Source organism: Chryseobacterium sp. ERMR1:04 (genome assembly GCF_001297705.1).
Classification (GTDB): Bacteria; Bacteroidota; Bacteroidia; order Flavobacteriales; family Weeksellaceae; genus Chryseobacterium.
The window spans coordinates 24554-43139 of record NZ_LIRF01000003.1 but is presented as its reverse complement, the minus strand read 5'-3'; the positions used below and the strand labels follow the sequence as shown (position 1 = coordinate 43139).

Annotated in this window: 17 protein-coding genes; 10 read left to right on the top strand and 7 right to left on the bottom strand. The window is 33.6% G+C overall.

Translation table 11 applies throughout. The features are described 5' to 3' along the window. The first annotated feature begins 52 nt into the window (after positions 1-52). From AMQ68_RS00270 to AMQ68_RS00260, 3 genes are all read left to right on the top strand, one after another. Positions 53-988: an alpha/beta fold hydrolase gene (locus tag AMQ68_RS00270; RefSeq protein WP_054508642.1), complete on the top strand. Its 936-nt coding sequence runs from the start codon at positions 53-55 to the stop codon at positions 986-988. A gap of 31 nt (positions 989-1019) precedes the next feature. After that, positions 1020-2066 (top strand): serine hydrolase, encoded by a 1047-nt coding sequence (locus AMQ68_RS00265; RefSeq protein WP_054508641.1) that lies wholly within the window; start codon positions 1020-1022, stop codon positions 2064-2066. A 239-nt stretch (positions 2067-2305) separates the two neighbouring features. Further along, complete coding sequence (locus tag AMQ68_RS00260; RefSeq protein WP_054508640.1) at positions 2306-3142, top strand: retropepsin-like aspartic protease; 837 nt, start codon at positions 2306-2308, stop codon at positions 3140-3142. 1719 nt (positions 3143-4861) lie between these two features. On the opposite strand, the gene AMQ68_RS00250 is transcribed toward AMQ68_RS00260, so the two are convergent. Together AMQ68_RS00250 and AMQ68_RS00245 are read right to left on the bottom strand one after the other, a co-directional pair. Continuing rightward, positions 4862-5518: a response regulator transcription factor gene (locus tag AMQ68_RS00250; RefSeq protein WP_241775012.1), complete on the bottom strand. Its 657-nt coding sequence runs from the start codon at positions 5516-5518 to the stop codon at positions 4862-4864. Continuing rightward, positions 5493-7169, bottom strand: a complete 1677-nt coding sequence (locus AMQ68_RS00245; protein ID WP_241775011.1) for a HAMP domain-containing sensor histidine kinase — start codon at positions 7167-7169, stop codon at positions 5493-5495. The genes AMQ68_RS00250 and AMQ68_RS00245 overlap by 26 nt, the downstream gene beginning before the upstream one ends. 370 nt (positions 7170-7539) lie before the next feature. Here AMQ68_RS00245 and AMQ68_RS00240 point away from each other — a divergent pair, with 370 nt between their 5' ends. The 3 genes from AMQ68_RS00240 (at position 7540) to AMQ68_RS00230 (ending at position 9302) form a co-directional block, all read left to right on the top strand. Continuing rightward, positions 7540-8169: a Crp/Fnr family transcriptional regulator gene (locus AMQ68_RS00240; protein WP_054508636.1), complete on the top strand. Its 630-nt coding sequence runs from the start codon at positions 7540-7542 to the stop codon at positions 8167-8169. 79 nt (positions 8170-8248) lie between these two features. Then, entirely contained in the window at positions 8249-8812 is a 564-nt protein-coding gene (locus AMQ68_RS00235) for a YeeE/YedE family protein (protein ID WP_054508635.1), read from the top strand. 10 nt (positions 8813-8822) lie between these two features. Next, on the top strand, positions 8823-9302 hold the full coding sequence (locus tag AMQ68_RS00230; RefSeq protein ID WP_054508634.1) for a YeeE/YedE family protein: 480 nt from the start codon (positions 8823-8825) through the stop codon (positions 9300-9302). 194 nt (positions 9303-9496) lie between these two features. Here the strand turns inward: AMQ68_RS00230 and AMQ68_RS00225 are convergent, their stop codons facing one another. Next, the gene (locus tag AMQ68_RS00225; RefSeq protein ID WP_054509960.1) at positions 9497-10102 is read right to left on the bottom strand and encodes an FMN-dependent NADH-azoreductase; all 606 of its coding nucleotides are present in this window, start codon (positions 10100-10102) and stop codon (positions 9497-9499) included. A 118-nt stretch (positions 10103-10220) separates the two neighbouring features. On the opposite strand from AMQ68_RS00225, the gene AMQ68_RS00220 reads away from it, so the two are divergent. Further along, a complete protein-coding gene (locus AMQ68_RS00220; protein WP_054508633.1) occupies positions 10221-10586 on the top strand; it encodes a helix-turn-helix domain-containing protein in 366 nt (121 codons plus the stop codon). Between the two features lie 96 nt (positions 10587-10682). Here AMQ68_RS00220 and AMQ68_RS00215 read toward each other — a convergent pair whose 3' ends face one another. After that, entirely contained in the window at positions 10683-11630 is a 948-nt protein-coding gene (locus AMQ68_RS00215; RefSeq protein WP_054508632.1) for an NADP-dependent oxidoreductase, read from the bottom strand. A gap of 119 nt (positions 11631-11749) precedes the next feature. On the opposite strand from AMQ68_RS00215, the gene AMQ68_RS00210 reads away from it, so the two are divergent. Then, positions 11750-12568, top strand: a complete 819-nt coding sequence (locus AMQ68_RS00210; RefSeq protein ID WP_241775073.1) for an AraC family transcriptional regulator — start codon at positions 11750-11752, stop codon at positions 12566-12568. A gap of 62 nt (positions 12569-12630) precedes the next feature. Here the strand turns inward: AMQ68_RS00210 and AMQ68_RS00205 are convergent, their stop codons facing one another. The 3 genes from AMQ68_RS00205 to AMQ68_RS00195 all read right to left on the bottom strand — a co-directional run bounded on the left by AMQ68_RS00205 (position 12631) and on the right by AMQ68_RS00195 (position 15465). After that, positions 12631-13080 (bottom strand): VOC family protein, encoded by a 450-nt coding sequence (locus AMQ68_RS00205; RefSeq protein WP_054508631.1) that lies wholly within the window; start codon positions 13078-13080, stop codon positions 12631-12633. A 10-nt stretch (positions 13081-13090) separates the two neighbouring features. Then, entirely contained in the window at positions 13091-14509 is a 1419-nt protein-coding gene (locus AMQ68_RS00200; protein ID WP_185113385.1) for an MFS transporter, read from the bottom strand. A gap of 149 nt (positions 14510-14658) precedes the next feature. After that, the gene (locus AMQ68_RS00195; RefSeq protein WP_054508629.1) at positions 14659-15465 is read right to left on the bottom strand and encodes a helix-turn-helix domain-containing protein; all 807 of its coding nucleotides are present in this window, start codon (positions 15463-15465) and stop codon (positions 14659-14661) included. 229 nt (positions 15466-15694) lie between these two features. Here AMQ68_RS00195 and AMQ68_RS00190 point away from each other — a divergent pair, with 229 nt between their 5' ends. Both AMQ68_RS00190 and AMQ68_RS00185 read left to right on the top strand, forming a co-directional pair. Then, positions 15695-16783 (top strand): AraC family transcriptional regulator, encoded by a 1089-nt coding sequence (locus AMQ68_RS00190; RefSeq protein WP_054508628.1) that lies wholly within the window; start codon positions 15695-15697, stop codon positions 16781-16783. A gap of 118 nt (positions 16784-16901) precedes the next feature. Next, the gene (locus AMQ68_RS00185; protein ID WP_054508627.1) at positions 16902-18557 is read left to right on the top strand and encodes a serine hydrolase; all 1656 of its coding nucleotides are present in this window, start codon (positions 16902-16904) and stop codon (positions 18555-18557) included. Positions 18558-18586 lie beyond the last annotated feature (29 nt).

Here is an 18586-nt window from a genome sequence, read left to right as displayed (position 1 = left end):
CTACAGCATATTTGTATCAATCTATTTAAAGTCAAATTAAAACTTAGAAATCATGAAAAAAGTAAGTCTTTTTATCCTAACATTATTATCAATATTTTGTTTAGCACAATTACAACCGGTAAAAATTGACACTCTTTTAACCACCGAAATTGGTGGAATAAAGCAGGTAATAGAAATTAAAACCGATGATGCCAATAAACCGATCCTTCTTTTTTTATCGGGCGGCCCGGGAAGCTCAATGATGAAAAATGCGGATTCTTTCACCAACATTTTAAAAAATAAATTTACCCTAGTTCAATGGGATCAAAGAGATGCGGGAAAAACATTAGCCTTAAATCCTTCACCCGTACAACCCTCTGTTGAACTAATGGGAAAGGACACCTATGAAGTCATTAATTTCCTACTTAAAAAACTGAATCAGAAAAAACTTTATTTATTAGGAAGCTCTTGGGGAAATGCTTTAGGCTTTTATATTGTTAGACATCACCCCGAATTATTACATGCTTATTTTGCTGTAAATCCTGTAATCAGCCAGTTAGCGAGTGAGAAAGAATTGCTGAAAACACTGAAAATTCATTTTAAAGACAACTCTGTTGCCACGGAAGAATTATCAAAAGTACATTTTCCTTTTACCAATGATGATGACATGTTTTATTTAAGAAAGTGGCTTTTTTACAAAGACGGTAAAGAATATGTAACAAGTGATGATTTCAAAAAGGGCTTTCTTCAATGGTCAAAAACATGGTCACCTGCATGGAACGAAGTCATGAAAATTGATTTACCAAAAACGTTAAAGAAAGTAGACTGTCCCATTTATTTCTTTGTTGGTAAAAACGATATTCAAACGTTAACATCCATTACAAAAGGATATTATGAGCAATTGAAAGCCCCAAAGAAAGATCTATTTTTATTTGAAAACTCAGGACATCAAATTCATAAAGATGAAGCAGAGAAATTTCAAAATACGATCCTTAAAACATTAAACTAATACACTTCCTATTAAATTATAAATTACTACAATGAAATATTTAACCCTTATTTTATTTTTTGTCTTACTTGGATGTAAAAGTCTTCAGCAAATCAATACACAAAATGTTGAAAATGCGATTACAAAAAATGCGCTTCAGTTATTAGAGGACAAAAGATTTCATTCTGTTTCCATTGCGGTGCTGAAAGATGGAAAATCTACCATAAAACATTTTGGAGAATTAACGATTGGAAAAGGCAACAAACCAAATGATTCTACACTTTATGAATTAGCTTCCGTAACGAAAACCTTTACAGGCTATGTAGCCGCTAAAGCTGTACTTGATAAAAAACTCAATTTAGATGATGATATTAGAATTTATCTTGATGAGCCTTATCACAATTTAGAATTTAAAGGGGAACCTATAAGAATCAAACACCTCATCACCCATACCAGTGGATTTCCTAATATGCCTCTGAAAAGCGAAAATAAAAAGGCTTTTTTCGAAGGATTAAAACTCATCAAAATTGAAACGATCCCTGGAGAAACATATTCGTATTCAAACACTGCTCCAGAGTTGATAGCCTATATACTTGAAAAAGTGTACCAAAAATCTTTTGAGGAATTGGTCATTGAATTTATTTTGAAACCCAATACAATGAATCAAACGAAGTTTACACTCAATGAAAATGATAAAAAAAGATTGGTAAAAGGCTATAACGATAAAAATGAGTTAATGCCCAACTTCAATAGAATTTTATGGGGTGGAATTTCAGGATTACATTCTACGACTACGGATTTAGTGAAATATATTAAATTGCAACTTGACAAATCAAACCATATTGTAAACGAATCTCATAAAAAATTATATAAAGAAGGTTCTGATTTTTGGGAAGGTTATCATTGGTACATCATAGAAAATGATCATCAATTAATGTATAGACATCACGGAGGCATATACGGAATGCAGAATTGGTTTGTGATTTACCCAAAACAAAATATAGGAATATCCATATTGACAAACACCAGTTTTAATGAAGCAGGAAAAATTTTGCAAAAAGTAGTTGATAACTTGTATAATGATATAAAGCTAAACTAAGTTTGATTTAATCCCAGAAATGTAGTCATCATTATAAGAGCCTGTTTAATGTCTGTTTTCAGGGAGCAAAGGAGATAATCAACTTCGTTGATTCGTCGAAGCGTATGGATAAGCTCTAAAGGATTTTTACTTTATTCAAACTCATTTTTTTTGTTTAGTTTTATCAGCGTTTTTCCACGAGAGAACTCTTTAAGGAAGCTCAAACATTTACAATAATAAACACTAACCTAAAACAATCCATGAAAAGAACCATTGTAGCTTTTATCATTCTACTTTCCAATCAATTATTTTCTCAAAAAATACCTTTTCAGTTATTACCATCCGGTCATATTGTGGTAAAGGCCACTATCGAAGGAAAAGAAGGCAATTTTATCTTTGATACAGGCGGAGGGATCAATTTATTTTTCACCGATTTTGCTAAAGATTTAAAACAGAAAACAAGCTACAATTTTTTCACCGCCTTCAGAGCAACCGGTGAGAGAATTGATGTCCCTCTCTTTCAAAGTGAGGAAATAACTTTTGCAGGAACAAAATTTAAAAACACCCCATATTCAACTTTTGATATGAAGCTGGACGGACTTAACGGTTTGATTTCTTTACCCATGTTGAAAGACAAAGATTTTATCATTGATTTTAATAAAAAAGAAATTGAACTTGTACCCATTGATCCGTTGAAGAATAAAAAATCTTTTGATATTCAGCTCTCTACCCACGCAGATCATTCTATAGACATATTTACCTACATAAAATTAAATGACCAATACAAAATACAGGTGATGTTGGATTCCGGTGCAGGAAATAATTCGTTTTGGCTGAGTGACAAACTGATTCCATTATTGAAAATAGATAAGGAAAAATTAAAGTTAACTGAGCGAAAAAGTGAGTTTAATGAAAAGATAATGACTAAATATTATTCGGGAACGATCAATTCAATTTCAAATGAATATGCACACCTGAAAGATCCCAATGTTGTTTTTGTGGACGGATTAATTTATGAAGGAAAAACCAGTATCAATTGGCTGGGAAATCGATTGGGAATTAGTCTTAAAAATAATAAAATCTATGTTTTAGATTAAGGTTTTCTTGCTGGGGAAGCTTCAGATATTCTTAAATCATTACATTTCGGAAAAGAAAAAAAGGAGACCATTGTCTCCTTTTTTCTGTATTAAACAATCTTCTAAAAGACTACTTTTGGCTTGTCTATATATAATTTTGTGTTTTTTTAATAAATAGCTTCCAAGAAGTCCGTTAAAGATTAAAAGATTATTTATATACCTATTTCATCATTTGCGTTTAGTTTCACCATTTGTGTATTTTGATTTCATCACTTGCGTTTTACTATAGCAATCGTTTATTATTTTATAATTAAGATTTACTACTTCGAATAATTGGATTAAAAAGCTAAAACATTTTTAATACTCACCCTTTTTATTCTTTCAGTAAATTTTCTACTACAAAGTAACAACATCCGTGTATAAAATTATCTACAAAACCCGTCGATATATATCGATAAGAGTCTAGATATTTATCGACAAAGGGCTTTAACAGCTAAGAAATGAAGATTGGAGCTTAGAAAATCCTATCCAGTAAATGTGTTTTAGTGAGACAAACTATGACAAAATTCAATACAGATCCAAATGCATGACATTTTGCTAACCTTATTTTTGAATTTAATATAAAGCATTCTGAAAGTCATCAATTATAGCAAAGAAAAAAAGGAGACCTCTGCCTCCTTTTTTCTGTATCAAACAATCTTTTACAAAACTAATCTCTGCCAATTTACCTATTGAAATTTGTGTTTTTTTTAATAAATAGCTTTTAAAAAGTCGGTTAAAGATCATTTACATACCTTGCGTCAAAACCAATATTTTTTTTCATCACTTTGTGTTAGAACCTCATCACTTGTGTATTTTTATTTCATCACTTGCGTTTCACTATAATGATTGTTTATTATTTTATAGTTAAAAAATCTACCGTTTTGAATTATTGGATTAAAAAGCTAAAACATTTTAATACGTATTCGTTTTATTCTTTCAGTAAATTTTCTACTACAAAGTAACAACATCCGTTTATAAAATTATCTACAAACTCCGTCGATATATATCGATAAGCTTGTAGATATTTATCGACAAAGGGCTTTAACAGCTAAGAAACGAAGATTGGAGCTTAGAAAATCGTATCTGGTATGATGGGTTTAATGAAGCGAACTATGACAAAATTAAATACAGATTCAAGTGTATGGTATTTTGCTAACCTGGATTTTTGAACTCCATATAAAGCATTTTCAAATCATCAATTGCAGCAAAGAAAAAAAGGAGACCTCTGCCTCCTTTTTTCTGTATCAAACAATCTCCTACGCAACTCATCTCTGCTAATTTACCTATCGAAATTTGTGTTTTTTTTAATAAATAGCTTTTAAAAAGTCGGTTAAAGATCATTTATCTACGGGCTTTCATCATCTGTGTTTTTAGTTTCATCATTTGTGTATCGAAATTTCATCATCTGTGTTTAGGGTCATCACCCCCTATTTTATTTTCACCACTTGCGTTTTACTATAATCGTATTTTATTATTTTATAGTTGAAAAAATTTACTCATTTTAATTATTCAAATAAAAGTAAGAGCTAAAAACTTTAGTTTCAATTGCTTTCATTTTATTCTTTCAGCAAACTTTCTATTACAAAGTAACAACATCAGATTATAAAACAGGTAGATATATATCGATTAGCCCGCAGATATTTATCTACAGGAAGCCTATTAAATGGAGGAAAAATGAAGATTAGGTTCTAGAAAATCCTATAAGGTATGATGGGTCTTAATGAGATCAATAAGCTCAACAAGGTTTTCTATTTTTAATTTATCAAATATATTTTTCTTGATCGTACTAACGGTATTCTGTTTGACATCCAGCTGATTTGCAATTTCCAGATTTCCGAGTCCTTCGGCATACATTTCAGCAATTTGCAATTCCCTTTTCGTTAAATGATGAAGAGGATTTATTGAGTTCGGATTATTTGCAAACTGTAATAATAAGTTCTGAGAAACGGTAGAAATATATTCCCCTTTCTCTATCATGCTGATAACCGCATGTTTTACTTCTTCCTCTTCACTTAGCTTACTCAGATAGCCATTTGCTCCTGCATTAATGAATTTAAGAGCATATAAATGTTCTTCAAGGCCAGAGAAGATCAGGATTTTAACATCTGGGTTTGCAGCTTTTATGTCTGGTAAAATATGTAAACTGTTTCCGTTCGGAAAATGGGCATCAATGATAAGAATCTCTATTCCTTTAGACTTCACCTGCTCTACCACCTCTTGTAAAGAAGAAGTATGATGCACTATCGCATTGGGAGCAATTTCATCGATCATAATTGCCATTCCGTGTCTTACAATACTATGATCATCTGCTAAAAGGAAGGTGATTTCTTTATTTTCCATTGGTAATTCCATCATTGTTACTATTTAAATTGATCCTGAATGTTACTTTTGTTCCTTTATTCAACTGACTTGAGACTGAAATTTCGCCATTAAAAAGTTCTATAATTTCCTTGCATAAGTTGAGCCCCAACCCTGCCCCAAGATTATCAATCTCATTAGATACCATCCCTTGATAATACGGTTCAAAGATTTTCCCAAGATCAGCTTCTGATATCCCTGCACCTGTATCCGCAACGATTGCCGTTAAGGAAATTCTATTTTTATCAATTAATTTTGTGGTTAATGTAAGATTGATTTGCCCGTTTTCTGTAAACTTATTGGCATTCCCCAAAATATTCATAAAAATCTGATTGATCTTTATGTTATCTGAATTTACAACCAGATCTGCAGGGATTTCGTCTGTTACCATAAACTTATTATTTCTGGTTTCCAGATAAGGAGTAATGGCCGTTACAATAGAATTAATTTCTTCTTTAAGCGTAAAAACCTTCGGTATAAGCTTGGTCTCTGCTTCCTGATTTTTTGTGTATTCTAAGATTTGGTTAGACTGTATCAACAAAGTACTATTGGTAAACTTAATAGATTTAAGATACTCTTTTATCGTCTCGTCTTTTGTCGTTCTGTTGATTTTATCAATAAAAATATTAATGATTTTGAGCGGAGATCTTAATTCGTGGCTCAGCATTCCTAAGATTCTGTTTTTGAAATTAAGATTGTTCTTAATCTCTTTATTCGCCGCATTCAGCTTTAGTTCGTAAATAAAGGCAACCCTTGTGAAATACATGATTAGAATTGATACAATGAACATTAAAACCATTAATCCCAAGACCAAATAGGTTCTGATCTCATTATTAATCAAGCTTTGTTTATTGTATTCTTTTTCCAATTCTGATTTAAAACCTTTAATAGCACTTTCATACATATTGATAAGCCCGTTGCTGTACACCAATAACCTATTGAAATTGCTATAAAACACCCTATTATCCTGCTGATTTTGAGCGGCAGATAATTGGATTTTCTTAATTTCAGTAGAATAATGTTTATCCATAGACTTTATGGTATTATTCATTTCTGATTTTACGGTAGAAAGATCTGCTGTTTTTTTATTTTTTAAGGTGATAACCGTATTTTGTTTTTGTACATCTACTTTACCGGAAATGGCATCTCTTAAGCGTCCTACAAAGCCTTTCTTTTTAATCGTATCAGAATAGGTCTGGGTTTGTATATCCAGATCTTCAAAATTATTTTTATATTTTTCGGGAGTATATTCTTTATCCTTAATTTTCGCTGGCGGATTTAGAGAATAATGGTATACAGAATCTATTAATGTTTTTAGCTTTATGATTTGCAACGTATCTTTTTTGTGCAGCGCTAATTTACTTTTTAACCTTGGTGTTTTATCTTCAAATTCACTTATTTTGTCGAAATTTCCCTTAAGCTTTCCCAGTGCATCAAAATAGAGTTTAAGATCTTTATCATCCTGACTGATCATGTATTTCTGAAGATAGTTTTGAGCCTCCATGAAATCTTTCTTCGAATTATCGGTTACCCCTTCCAATTCTCTGCTTTCTTTCAATTGATTTTTTATAAAGGTCAATTTCTTCTCATTCACAAACTCATTATAAAAAAACACAGCAATAATTACCTGTATTAATAAAATACACATAATTAAAGAGTAATGAACAATTTTCCTCAATTTAAAATTCAAGAATTTATATTTCATGTTTATTTATCCGCTAAATTAATTATATCCAACTACTTACGTGTTTATGACATCCGTACTTAAAAGATATGATAATATTCCTAAAAATCAATCAGTTGGAGTATAATATTCAAGTATAGCAAAGTTAAAGTAATTTTTGAATTTTTATAGGGGTAAATATCATGCAAAACGAAAGAATATAGCTATTTATTGCATACAAAATGTGAGAAAAACTCACTATATTATTGTGTCTAAGTTGGCTTTTGTCACACATCCTTTGCTATTTTACCTATTTAAAATTGATGTACATTAGCTTTATTAATGGATAATAAAAATGAAAGAATCTCCAATCCTCTTTAAAGAATTTGCCAACTCTCCTAAATTAATAGCACAACTTTACCAATACGGAACGATAAAGGAGTACAAACATGGGGAAATTATTTTAGATGAAAAAGCATCCGTTCAGTCTATTCCTATTGTAATGAAAGGAATGATGAAAGTAATTCGGACAGAGGAAGACGGCCGTGAAATTTTACTCTATTATATCCAAGCGGGTGAAAGCTGTATTATGTCTTTTCTTGGAGGAATGCACAATGAGAAAAGTATTGTGAGAGCTGAAATAGAAGAAACTTCTGAAATTCTCTTTCTTCCGGTAGACAAAGTTTCTCTTTTTATACAGCAACATCCCGAATGGCTGGATTATATTTTCAGACTTTATCATAAACGATTTGAAGAGTTGCTGGATATTATCAATGCTATTGCTTTCAAAAAAGTCGACGAGCGATTACTGAATCTTCTCCTTAAAAAATCTGAACTATCACAATCCAAAACCATTATCGTTACCCACGAACAACTTGCCAATGAGCTTGGAACCGCAAGAGTTGTGGTATCAAGACTGCTAAAACAACTCGAAGATATGGGAAAAGTACAGTTGGGAAGAAATAAAATCACCCTCCCCGATTGATCTTGAAAGTTTCTTATGTAACAAAAGTAGCTGTAGCGTTTCATAATAATCTCCATCTTTGCTTTAAGAAATTAATTACATGCTAGATATCATCAAAGAACCATGGCCCTGGTATATTGCTGGCCCTCTCATAGGTCTCACCGTGCCCACCTTACTTATATTAGGGAATAAATCGTTTGGAATAAGCTCCTCATTAAGACAGATTTGTGCCGCATGTATTCCCTCCAACATCAGCTTCTTCAAGTATGACTGGAAAAAAGAATCATGGAATTTATTTTTTGTTTTAGGCATATTCTTCGGTGGAATGATTGCGGCTCAATTTCTTATGAATACTCAGGAAATCATCGTAAACCCAACGCTTAAAGCAGAGTTAGCAGGTTATGGAATTACAGATTATAGACATCTTGTTCCTGCTCAGTTGATGAATTTTGAAAACCTTTTCAGTATCAAAGGTTTCATTATCATGATTGTTGGCGGATTTTTAGTGGGCTTCGGAACTCGTTATGCAGGAGGTTGCACCAGCGGACATTCCATTATGGGACTTTCTAATTTGCAATGGTCTTCTTTAGTCGCAACAATTTGCTTTATGATAGGCGGTTTTTTAATGGCCAATTTCATTTTACCTCTTATTCTTTCACTTTAATATTTCCCTCATGATCAATACAGAAACAACTATTCAGAACTCACACCCCGCTCATGAAAATAATTCTAAGCCCGCGTGGTATCATTATTTAAAATATCTTTTGGTAGGAATTTTATTCGGAATTGTATTTGTAAAAGCAGAAATTATCAGTTGGTTCAGAATTCAGGAGATGTTCCGTTTACAGTCTTTTCATATGTATGGCGTGATTGGAAGCGCTGTGGTAACAGGTATTATTTCTGTTTGGCTCATTAAAAAATTCAATATAAAAACCATTAATGGAGAGCCCATCACAATATCTCCAAAAAAATTCAGCAAAGGTCAAATATATGGAGGTTTGATTTTTGGGTTTGGATGGGCCCTCACCGGCGCTTGTCCAGGTCCGTTATTCGCTCAAATAGGAACTGGTTCTTTAGTTGTTATATTCACTTTGATAAGTGCTGTTTTGGGAACTTGGGTGTATGGATATTTTAGAGAGAAATTACCGCATTGATTATATTATCAGGAATCAGATTAAATTATTTTGACAAAAGAAATAGACCTCTTAAAGTGTCGTTTTTCATTTCTAAAGTCATAAAAAATCGCCCTAATTAATAAAAAAAATCCAACAAAGCAGAAAAGGCGAAAAACTAAAAAACCTCTCACAACTTGAGAGGTCTTACTTTATCGAATTCTAGCGAAATAGCACTAATCAATCTTAATACTTTCAATTGCTTTCTCCATTGCCAATTCTTTTAATCCCGGAACTTTTAATCCTTCTGCGCGAATTACTGTTACGTCAGTCATTCCTAAAAAGCCCAGGAAAGCCTTTAGATAAGGAGCGACAAAATCATTGGTATTCCCTGGAGCTTCTGAATAAACACCTCCGGAAGACATTGCAATATATACTTTTTTGCCTGTCACTTTTCCTACGGGAAGTCCATTTTCACCATACCCAAAAGTAATCCCAGGTCTGGTGATGTGATCAATCCAAGCTTTTAATGAGGTGTGGATTGTAAAATTGATCAACGGTGCACCAATCACGATGATATCTGATAACATTAATTGGGTAACCAATTGATCAGAAAGACAGATAGATTCTTTTTCATTTTCATTCAATTTTTCTGCAGGGATAAAAAAAGTATGCAGCACTTCAGGAGTAAGATGTGGCATTTTCATTTCTACCAGATCTAATTCTTCCAATTCATTATTAGGATATTTTTCCTGTATTTTTTCAATGATGGCATTACCTAGTTTAACGCTGTACGATTCTTTGCCCAATAGGCTTGATTTCAAATGAAGGATACGTTTCATAAAATTTAATTTGTTTAATAATTTTAACAAGGCAAAGTTATGTCCCTTCAGTATACATAAGTAAGCAGTTACCCAAAGGATAGCGCTTACTTTTAGGAAAGTGTTTATCTTTGTTACCATGGAAACAACTGAAAACAAAACACTTCTCACCAAGGCAGAATGTGATGGTTCTCTTAAAAACGTTATCGATGCCATGTATGTTCTCAACGGAAGATGGAAGCTGGCTCTGATCCTTTGTTTGGTACAGTCACCCAAGCGCTTCAATGAAATTCAGAAAGAAATGGCGGGTATTTCTCCCAAAGTATTATCTAATGAACTCAAAGATCTAGAGCTTAATTTTTTTATAGAACGTAAAGTGTTTTCTACTACCCCAATTACTATTATCTACGAAGCTACAGCGTATACGCGTACGTTAAAAAATGTTCTGGCAGAGTTAAGCAGCTGGGGTGAGCAGCACAGAAATAAGGTAAAACAGACTGTATAAAATCGTTAATTCAAATTCATAAGCTTTGAATTTGAACATGATTTACAAAAGAACTGAATCCATGTTTTCCATTGTAGTTTTCATACCTTAAACCTCTTACAGTGTTACCACAACTTTTCCTACCGTACGCCCCGTTTCAATTTGCAAATGTGCTTTTGCCATTTCATCAAAGCTGAATACATGGGAAATATGAGGTTTTAATACCCCGGATTCTAACAGGGAAGCAATATATTGTATATCAGAAGAATTGGAATAAACTGCCATAAAATAGCAGGCATGCAGATGCTTAGCTTTTGCGCTGATCTCATCGTCATTCGTATGACCGGAATTCAAACCAACAATGGTCCCGAAAGGCTTTAGAACACGAACTGATTTTTGGAAATTTTCTCCGCCAACCGATTCCAAAACAAAATCAATGTTTTTAAGAGCTTGCTCAAAATTAACATCCTGATAATCAACATGTTCATCTACTCCCAATTTTAAAACAAAATCTCGATTGGATGCCGATGAGGTGGCAATCACATAAGCTCCGACATGCTTGGCAATCTGCACTGCAAAATGACCTACCCCACCCGATGCTGCATGGATAAGCACTTTATCCGTAGACCTCAATTTTCCATAACGGTCAAAAGCCTGCCAGGCAGTTAAAGCAGCCATCGCACTTGCAGCCGCTTCAATATGGCTGATGTTTTGGGGTTTCAGAGCCAGATGTTCGGCAGATGCAACCACATATTCTGCATACGCCATGCCGTGTCCTACAAAGTTGATCATCCCAAACACTTCGTCTCCCAGACGAAATCGGGTGACGTTATTTCCCACCTCAACCACTTCTCCTGAGATGTCCCAACCTAAAATCAAAGGATTACAATGAGCCAAATCCTCTGCCAATGGCGCTTTTCTATTGCGAACTTTAACATCTACAGGATTAATACTGATTGCTCTTACCTGGATTAGGACTTGATTTTCGTTTATTTCAGGTTTTTCAATATCTTGATGAACGAGATTTTCGACTCCTCCAAAGGTTTTCAATACTATTGCTTTCATATATTCAACTATTAATCCAACAAAAATAGACTGAATTACCACCAAAATACAGGTACATTTAAAGCCTATTTGGGTATCTTTGCGCTATGGCAAGAGAAAATATCCATCATTCATTGGAGGTGTATTACGAAAAGGTAGATTGTTGTCCGCTACGGGATCGTCAATTCAATTTCTTTGAATTTGTTTATGTATTGTCCGGAAAAGGAATGCATGGAATTAATGGGAACCTCCTTCCTTATAAGACAGGAGATCTATTTTTAATTACGCCTAATGATTATCATTCATTTGATTTGGAGGAGGTCTGTGAGTTTATGATCGTACGTTTTGCTCCGTCTTATGTAAAAAGTTATCGTTGGGAAAGTATAGACCATATTGAGTGTCTGTTGTATTATGCCTCCCATTTTTCGGGTTCCATTTTAATAAATGAAGCCGATAAGCTTATGGTGGGCAATTTAATGCAGAATTTACAGCATACTGCCGAACTAAAGTCTATCTACTATGAGGATCTCATGCGTCATTTGGTTAATGCCATTATTGTAATTGCTGCACGAAACATATCGCTTATCAAGCCTCAATCTATCTCACCCAATGCAGACGCCCGAATATTACAAATAATTGATTACATCCAAGAGCACATACGTCAACCTGAACGATTAAAAATAAGCATGATTGCTGATAAATTCGGGTTGTCTGATACGTATTTAGGCAGTTATTTCCGAAAGCAATGTAATGAATCAATACAACAATATATCTCTTCCTACCGGATTCGACTGATAGAACATCGGCTACGTTTCAGCGATAAAAGAGTTCACGAAATAGCCGATGAATTTGGATTTGCAGATGAAAGCCACATCAATAAGTTTTTCAAAAGACATAAAGGTTTAAGTCTGCGTGCCTACAGGGATACCTTTAAAAGCGCAAATAAGATGAGTTCTTGATTTTTACCTTTACCGTTTCGTGAATTCGATTGATTACATTTGATACTGTTTATCATCTTTAATTACTTTTTCAGATCAAGCCATTCTTCATAGCTAATGACCCCTAATTCTGGCTGACTGTCACCTTCCAAAATAGAAATAAATTCTAATTGATTGCCATCTCTGTCATCAAAATAAATAGCAAGCGCCGGCATCCAGCTAAAAACCATTGGTTTTTCAGATTTATTTTTCAAGAAATTATAGGGTTTTAAACGACGATCATTTAAAAAGCTTTCCGCCGAATTCAGGATAAATTCTTTATCACAAGTAAATGCAAAATGACGTTTTTGCAGATTCTCTTTTTGTTCCCACAGACCCAACATGGCTTTCTTATCATCTCCGATCCATAAAAAAGCAATCGGTCTGTTTTCATCATAATGGGCCAATGTTAATCCTAAAACCTCGGTGTAAAATTCAACTGATTTTTCTAAATCACTCACCTGAAGATGCGTTTCATAAAGTCCTTTTATCATTATATTAAATTTATTTAGTTGTTTTTTTTAATAATATTACCATTGCTAATAACGGGGCAACGGAAAAAATACCATACAATAGTAAAGATGCATTTTGCGCTCCTATTACTCCACCGGGCTCAGTGATGCCTCCCATATTAGAAACCAATCCTGCAATAGAAGCTCCGAAAGCCGTTGCCATTAATTGTACAGTTGTAACAGAAGCCGATGCCAATTCTTCTTCTCCGGCGGGTGCCCTTGTAAATACACTCGTTAATAAATGAGGCCATCCCATTCCGATTCCGACTCCTATTAAAAATAAAAACAGGCAATTCAGGAATAAAGAGAATGTTGCTGCATGATTTTTGGTTCCGGTAATCCAAGTTAATCCTATTAAGCCAATCACCATCAATAGAGTACCTAAACGTATGATTTTAGCCACAGATTTGCCTTTTACCCCTGAAAACAGAAGAGAAGAAAAAGTCCACCCTAAAGCAATTAAAACTGTGAGATAACCCGATTCTAAAGGGGAAAAACCATTAATGACCTGTGCAAAATAGGGCACAAAAATTTCTATGGAGGTGGCAATCGTCAATAATGTCATCACTGCATACGTAGCTCCCAAGGGAGACGAAAGATTGTATGCGCCTGTTGGTAAAAGACGCACCGTACTTTTTGTCTCTGTTATAATTAAGATATATAAAAGAATCAAAGCAAAAATAACTCCCAACAGATTAGCCAAAATATTTTCAAAAATACTTCCTACAGAAACCGATAAGGCAGCCAGTACAAGCAATATCAATTTTAAATAAGGTATTAATGGTATGTTGTTTTTACTTCTATCGGCAGGAAGAATGATAGAGCTTATAATAAATATAGCGATGGATATTAATAACAGCGTCCCAAATGCCCAACGCCACTGGTTATTTTCTGCAAAGAGACCTCCGATAAAAGGTCCGGAGAAAGCGGCTATCCCCCACATTCCTGAAATCAAAGCCATCGCTCTTGACCATAGTATTTTATCAAAAACAATACGAACCATGGCGTATGATAAAGCAAAGAGCAATCCTCCACCTAAACCTTGTATAAATCTACCAATCAGCAATGCATACATGCTAGGCGCATAAGCACAGACCAATGATCCTAAGAAAAATAAGATAATCGCCAATTGGTAAGCCTTTCTAGGTCCTAATAAGGCAAGCCTGTTAGCAGAAATAACAGATCCTATGATGGATGCCACCACAAATAAAGTGGTATTCCAGGCGTAATATTCCAGTCCGCCTATTTCTTTTATAATAGAAGGCATCACGGTTGTTGCCAAATATATATTGGTAGCATGCAGCATAACCCCCAATGCTAAAGCAATGGCTTTTATCCCGTTACTGCCTGTAAATAATGCTTTCCAAGTCGCCGTTTCTGGAAAAGATTTCTTCTGATGGGTTGGGCTCATTTCGATTTGAATTTATATTGACAAATTTCGAAATGAAACCGCATAGATACCAGCTCAATTCTTCGGAATCTATTTCATTTTTTTCGGATTATAAGAATAACAAGTTACCTGATTCATTAAACAAAAATCAATGTAAATCTGAAAACACATTATTGTTCTCTATACGTATGAGGAGAAATTCCCATCTGCGTTTTAAAAAATCGGGTGAAATAAGAAGGGGTATCAAACCCCAATAAATAAGCACATTCTTTTATAGAGCCTGAAGTATGCTTTAATAGATACTGACTTTCTAACAGGAGTCGCTCATGCAGAATTTGCAATGCGGTATGTCCGGTTTCTATTTTAACCACTTCGGTTAAATGTTTTGCGGTAATTCCCAAATGATCTGCATAATGACCTATAGACCTCCATGCTAAGAAGTGCTCATCTACCAATTTTTTGAACTGATAGGTCAATTGATAATTGCGATTCATATTTTTCTGAAAACCGAGTAAACAATACTCACAAGCGCGGTTATACTCGTACAGAATTTCTATGGTAATTAATCGGGCAACATCTAAATGATAAGCAGATTTCGTTTCCAATTCCCTACCAATTTGATTAAATTTTTCTAACACGGGATGAAAAGAATCTTCTAATGTAAATACGGGAGGATAGCTAATATTGAGTTCTAACAGTTCATTGATGATCTCATCTTTAATGAATATTTTCTGCAAAAAAGATGTATGAAAAAACAACTGTATTACCTCAAAATCATCTGAAGGTTGATCTGTTGAAAAGATCATATTCGGAGCCAGAATAGATATCATGTTTGGGCAGAGTTCAAAACTATGATAGCCAATTTTCACAGATAAATTCCCTTTCAAACAAAGTAAAACACTGTAAAAATCATTTTTTCGTGGACTTTTCTTAAAAAGATTGTCGATAGACTTTGTGTAGATAATTTCAAACTCCATCTTTGATAAAGCATATAATTAGTTTGCAAATGTAGTTTTTATGTGGATGATTTCAGCTACTAAAAAAGGATTATTCATTTTCAAATCCATAAAAAGTAATGAGTAATATTTTATGGGAAAGACTTAATTTACTTAAGCTAAATATCCTATACAATGAATGAATTGCTGAATATTGGCTTTAATAAAAAAATCCTTTCCTTACATTTGTTAGATCATAAAAAATAATGAATTGGAAAAAAATATTGATTTGATTAACAGCTTAGGAAAACTGATTGTTTTTCTGATGTTGCTGTTTTCTGTTTTTCTTTTTACGGTAAAAAGTAATAAAAGACTCGCCAATCAACTATTTGCTCTATTTCTATTGCTGACCGCATTTGACTTTACCGGTTTTTTTATGAGCAATATATGGGAAGATTATCCTACACTCAAAGCCTTGAAAATATCTTCTTCTCTATTGCAAATGCCCGCTTTTTATTTATATGTGTTGGCTACCTGTTATTCTGATTTTAAGCTTAAACCAAAACATCTTTTACACACGCTCCTATTTGTTTTCTATTTTCTTATTTTCAAAATAGATGCTCCCTCCGACCGTAGTTTTTTATCTTTTACAATTGTGGGAGAAATCCAGTATTACGCTTATATTATCCTCATATTTCTGAGTTTACAAAAATACAAAACGGTCTATTTAGAAAACTATTCCAATACTGACAATAGAACTTATAAATGGTTGTTTCAGATCACTTTATTCTTTTGTTTTGCCCATCTTTTTGTCTTGATAAAATTGGGGCTTTTATATGTTGGAAAAGATCAAAATCTTCTGCAAAATATCTATTTGGTGATTAGCACTATCGCTCTCTTCACCATATGCTGGTTCGTATTAAAAGCGTTATATAATCCACAACTCTTTACAGGCGTTACCATCGCACTGGAACCTATTGAATCTGCACATGAAAAAGCAAAAATAAAAGCTGACAAAAAAGTAGTACACCATGAATCTGCGCTAGCGCTTACTTCCTATATGGAAAATGAAAAACCTTATCTGGATTTTGATTTAACCCTTCAAAAATTGGCTACCAAAGTAGAAATGCCGGAAAAGGAATTGTCTGTATTGATCAATCAAACCATAGGAAAACATTTCTTCGATTTTATCAATGAATATAGAATTGAAGATGCCAAGATGCTTTTGAGAAATCAACCTCAGTTAACCGTCTTGGAAATTCTGTATCAGGTTGGTTTTAATTCTAAATCATCTTTTTATACAGCCTTTAAAAAAGAAACTGAGCTCACCCCATCAGATTACAGAAAATCAAACACTTAAACAGGGTCCGACTTTTAATCGGACTCATTAATCAACCCTAATCAGTCCGATTATCGATACTCGGACTTTTATGATTAATCAAAACTTCAACTTTGTTTCAAATTAAATTTTGAATCAAATGAAACATCTATTTCAAGTTACCTTTATCCTCGGATTTGTGTTGTTTTATCATCTATTTCATGCTCAAAAACAAGACAGAACGAATCAAATCAACACAATAGATTCGTTATTACATCACTATTACCAAAAGAATAATCCGGGCGTTGCTTTAGCGATTATTGAACAGGGAAAAACGATTTATAGTGGTCACAGCGGTCTTTCAAATATGGAATATGGCATCGCAATTACAGATTCTACAGCCTTTCATATTGCTTCTGTATCCAAACAGTTTACGGCCTATCTTGCGGTATTATTAGAGAAAGAAGGCAAACTTTCGTTAGATGATGATATAAGAAAATATTTGCCGGAATTAAAAGGTTTACCCTACAAAATAACACTTCGGCAATTGGCAAATCACACGCATGGCTTGCCGAATTTATATGAATTGGCTCAATTAAAAGGTATAGAACCCGGCGATAAAATGACGCACAAAGAGATTGTACACATGTTGCTTCACATCAAAGAAATCAACTTTAAACCTGGTGAAAAATATGAATATAATAATACAGGATTTGTCTTGCTCGCCGAAATTATTGAACGGATATCCGGTAAACCATTTCAGGAACTCCTAAAAGATAAAATTTTTGCTCCGTTGCAGATGACCAATAGTTTAGCGGTAAATACCTCATCATTACTAATTAAAAACAAAGCCTATTCTTATCGATTAAAGAATGGAAAGTATGAAAACTATGCCTTTAATATGATGGCCAACGGTTCTTCGGGAATCAGTACAACGATTAATGATTTAAGCAAATGGGCCATTACCATGCAATATTCTTCCGCAGAAAATAAAGAAATTTTAGATGAAATGCTACAGCCTACTGTTCTCAATTCCGGTGAAACCATCCGATACGGATTAGGCCTAGAATCCAAAACATACAAAGGGCTGGAACTTGTTTTTCACGGAGGCGGTGACGCTGGGTATCGTTCTTATATTCTGACTGTTCCAAAGTATAAATTTTCGGTGGTTATACTCGGAAATAATAATGATTTCAAACCCTTTCAGTTGGTGTACGAAATTGTAGATCTATTTTTAAAAGAACACGAAAAAGAAAATCCATTACCACAAAAAACGACCTACACCACCCAGGAACTGAAACCGTTTGAAGGTACTTATGAGATGTTTCCCGGATCCTTATTCACCATCATCGCCGAAAATAATTCGCTTTATTATCAAGCTTTTGGAACAGAAAACAAGGTGCTGTTACCGATTATCGGAGATGGCGTTTTTGCTAATCCTAATTTACCCATCAGTTATTTTTCATTTGATAAAAATGGCTGTCATTTTCATATCGCAGATTTTACCTATTCAAGTAAAAAGGTAAACGTAAGCCCTCCAAAAACCAATGAACTGAATCTATCTGAATTTGTAGGCATTTATAGAAATGAAGAATTCAACACCGAATATGAATTAGTTATTAAAAATAATGAATTGGTTGCCCACCATAGTTTTAATGATGATATTCTTCTCCATCCACTTACGAAGAATAGTTTTTATTCAGATGAAGGTTTTTTTGGAAAAGTGAGTTTTTTAAAAAATAAACAAGGGAAAGTCATTCGATTTTCGTTATCCGGACAAAACGTAAACAATATCATCTTTACAAAAATCAAATAAATCCTTTAACAATAAAATATTACCCCATT

Excerpts from the sequence above, each read along its gene's own strand:
- AMQ68_RS00200 (WP_185113385.1), bottom strand. The coding sequence starts at position 14,509 with ATGAGCCCAACCCATCAGAAGAAATCTTTTCCAGAAACGGCGACTTGG.
- AMQ68_RS00250 (WP_241775012.1), bottom strand. The coding sequence starts at position 5,518 with ATGATGGAATTACCAATGGAAAATAAAGAAATCACCTTCCTTTTAGCA.
- AMQ68_RS00270 (WP_054508642.1), top strand. The coding sequence starts at position 53 with ATGAAAAAAGTAAGTCTTTTTATCCTAACATTATTATCAATATTTTGT.
- AMQ68_RS00195 (WP_054508629.1), bottom strand. The coding sequence starts at position 15,465 with ATGGAGTTTGAAATTATCTACACAAAGTCTATCGACAATCTTTTTAAG.
- AMQ68_RS00245 (WP_241775011.1), bottom strand. The coding sequence starts at position 7,169 with ATGTGTATTTTATTAATACAGGTAATTATTGCTGTGTTTTTTTATAAT.
- AMQ68_RS00220 (WP_054508633.1), top strand. The coding sequence starts at position 10,221 with ATGGAAACAACTGAAAACAAAACACTTCTCACCAAGGCAGAATGTGAT.
- AMQ68_RS00260 (WP_054508640.1), top strand. The coding sequence starts at position 2,306 with ATGAAAAGAACCATTGTAGCTTTTATCATTCTACTTTCCAATCAATTA.
- AMQ68_RS00235 (WP_054508635.1), top strand. The coding sequence starts at position 8,249 with ATGCTAGATATCATCAAAGAACCATGGCCCTGGTATATTGCTGGCCCT.
- AMQ68_RS00265 (WP_054508641.1), top strand. The coding sequence starts at position 1,020 with ATGAAATATTTAACCCTTATTTTATTTTTTGTCTTACTTGGATGTAAA.
- AMQ68_RS00225 (WP_054509960.1), bottom strand. The coding sequence starts at position 10,102 with ATGAAACGTATCCTTCATTTGAAATCAAGCCTATTGGGCAAAGAATCG.
- AMQ68_RS00215 (WP_054508632.1), bottom strand. The coding sequence starts at position 11,630 with ATGAAAGCAATAGTATTGAAAACCTTTGGAGGAGTCGAAAATCTCGTT.
- AMQ68_RS00230 (WP_054508634.1), top strand. The coding sequence starts at position 8,823 with ATGATCAATACAGAAACAACTATTCAGAACTCACACCCCGCTCATGAA.
- AMQ68_RS00185 (WP_054508627.1), top strand. The coding sequence starts at position 16,902 with ATGAAACATCTATTTCAAGTTACCTTTATCCTCGGATTTGTGTTGTTT.
- AMQ68_RS00240 (WP_054508636.1), top strand. The coding sequence starts at position 7,540 with ATGAAAGAATCTCCAATCCTCTTTAAAGAATTTGCCAACTCTCCTAAA.
- AMQ68_RS00205 (WP_054508631.1), bottom strand. The coding sequence starts at position 13,080 with ATGATAAAAGGACTTTATGAAACGCATCTTCAGGTGAGTGATTTAGAA.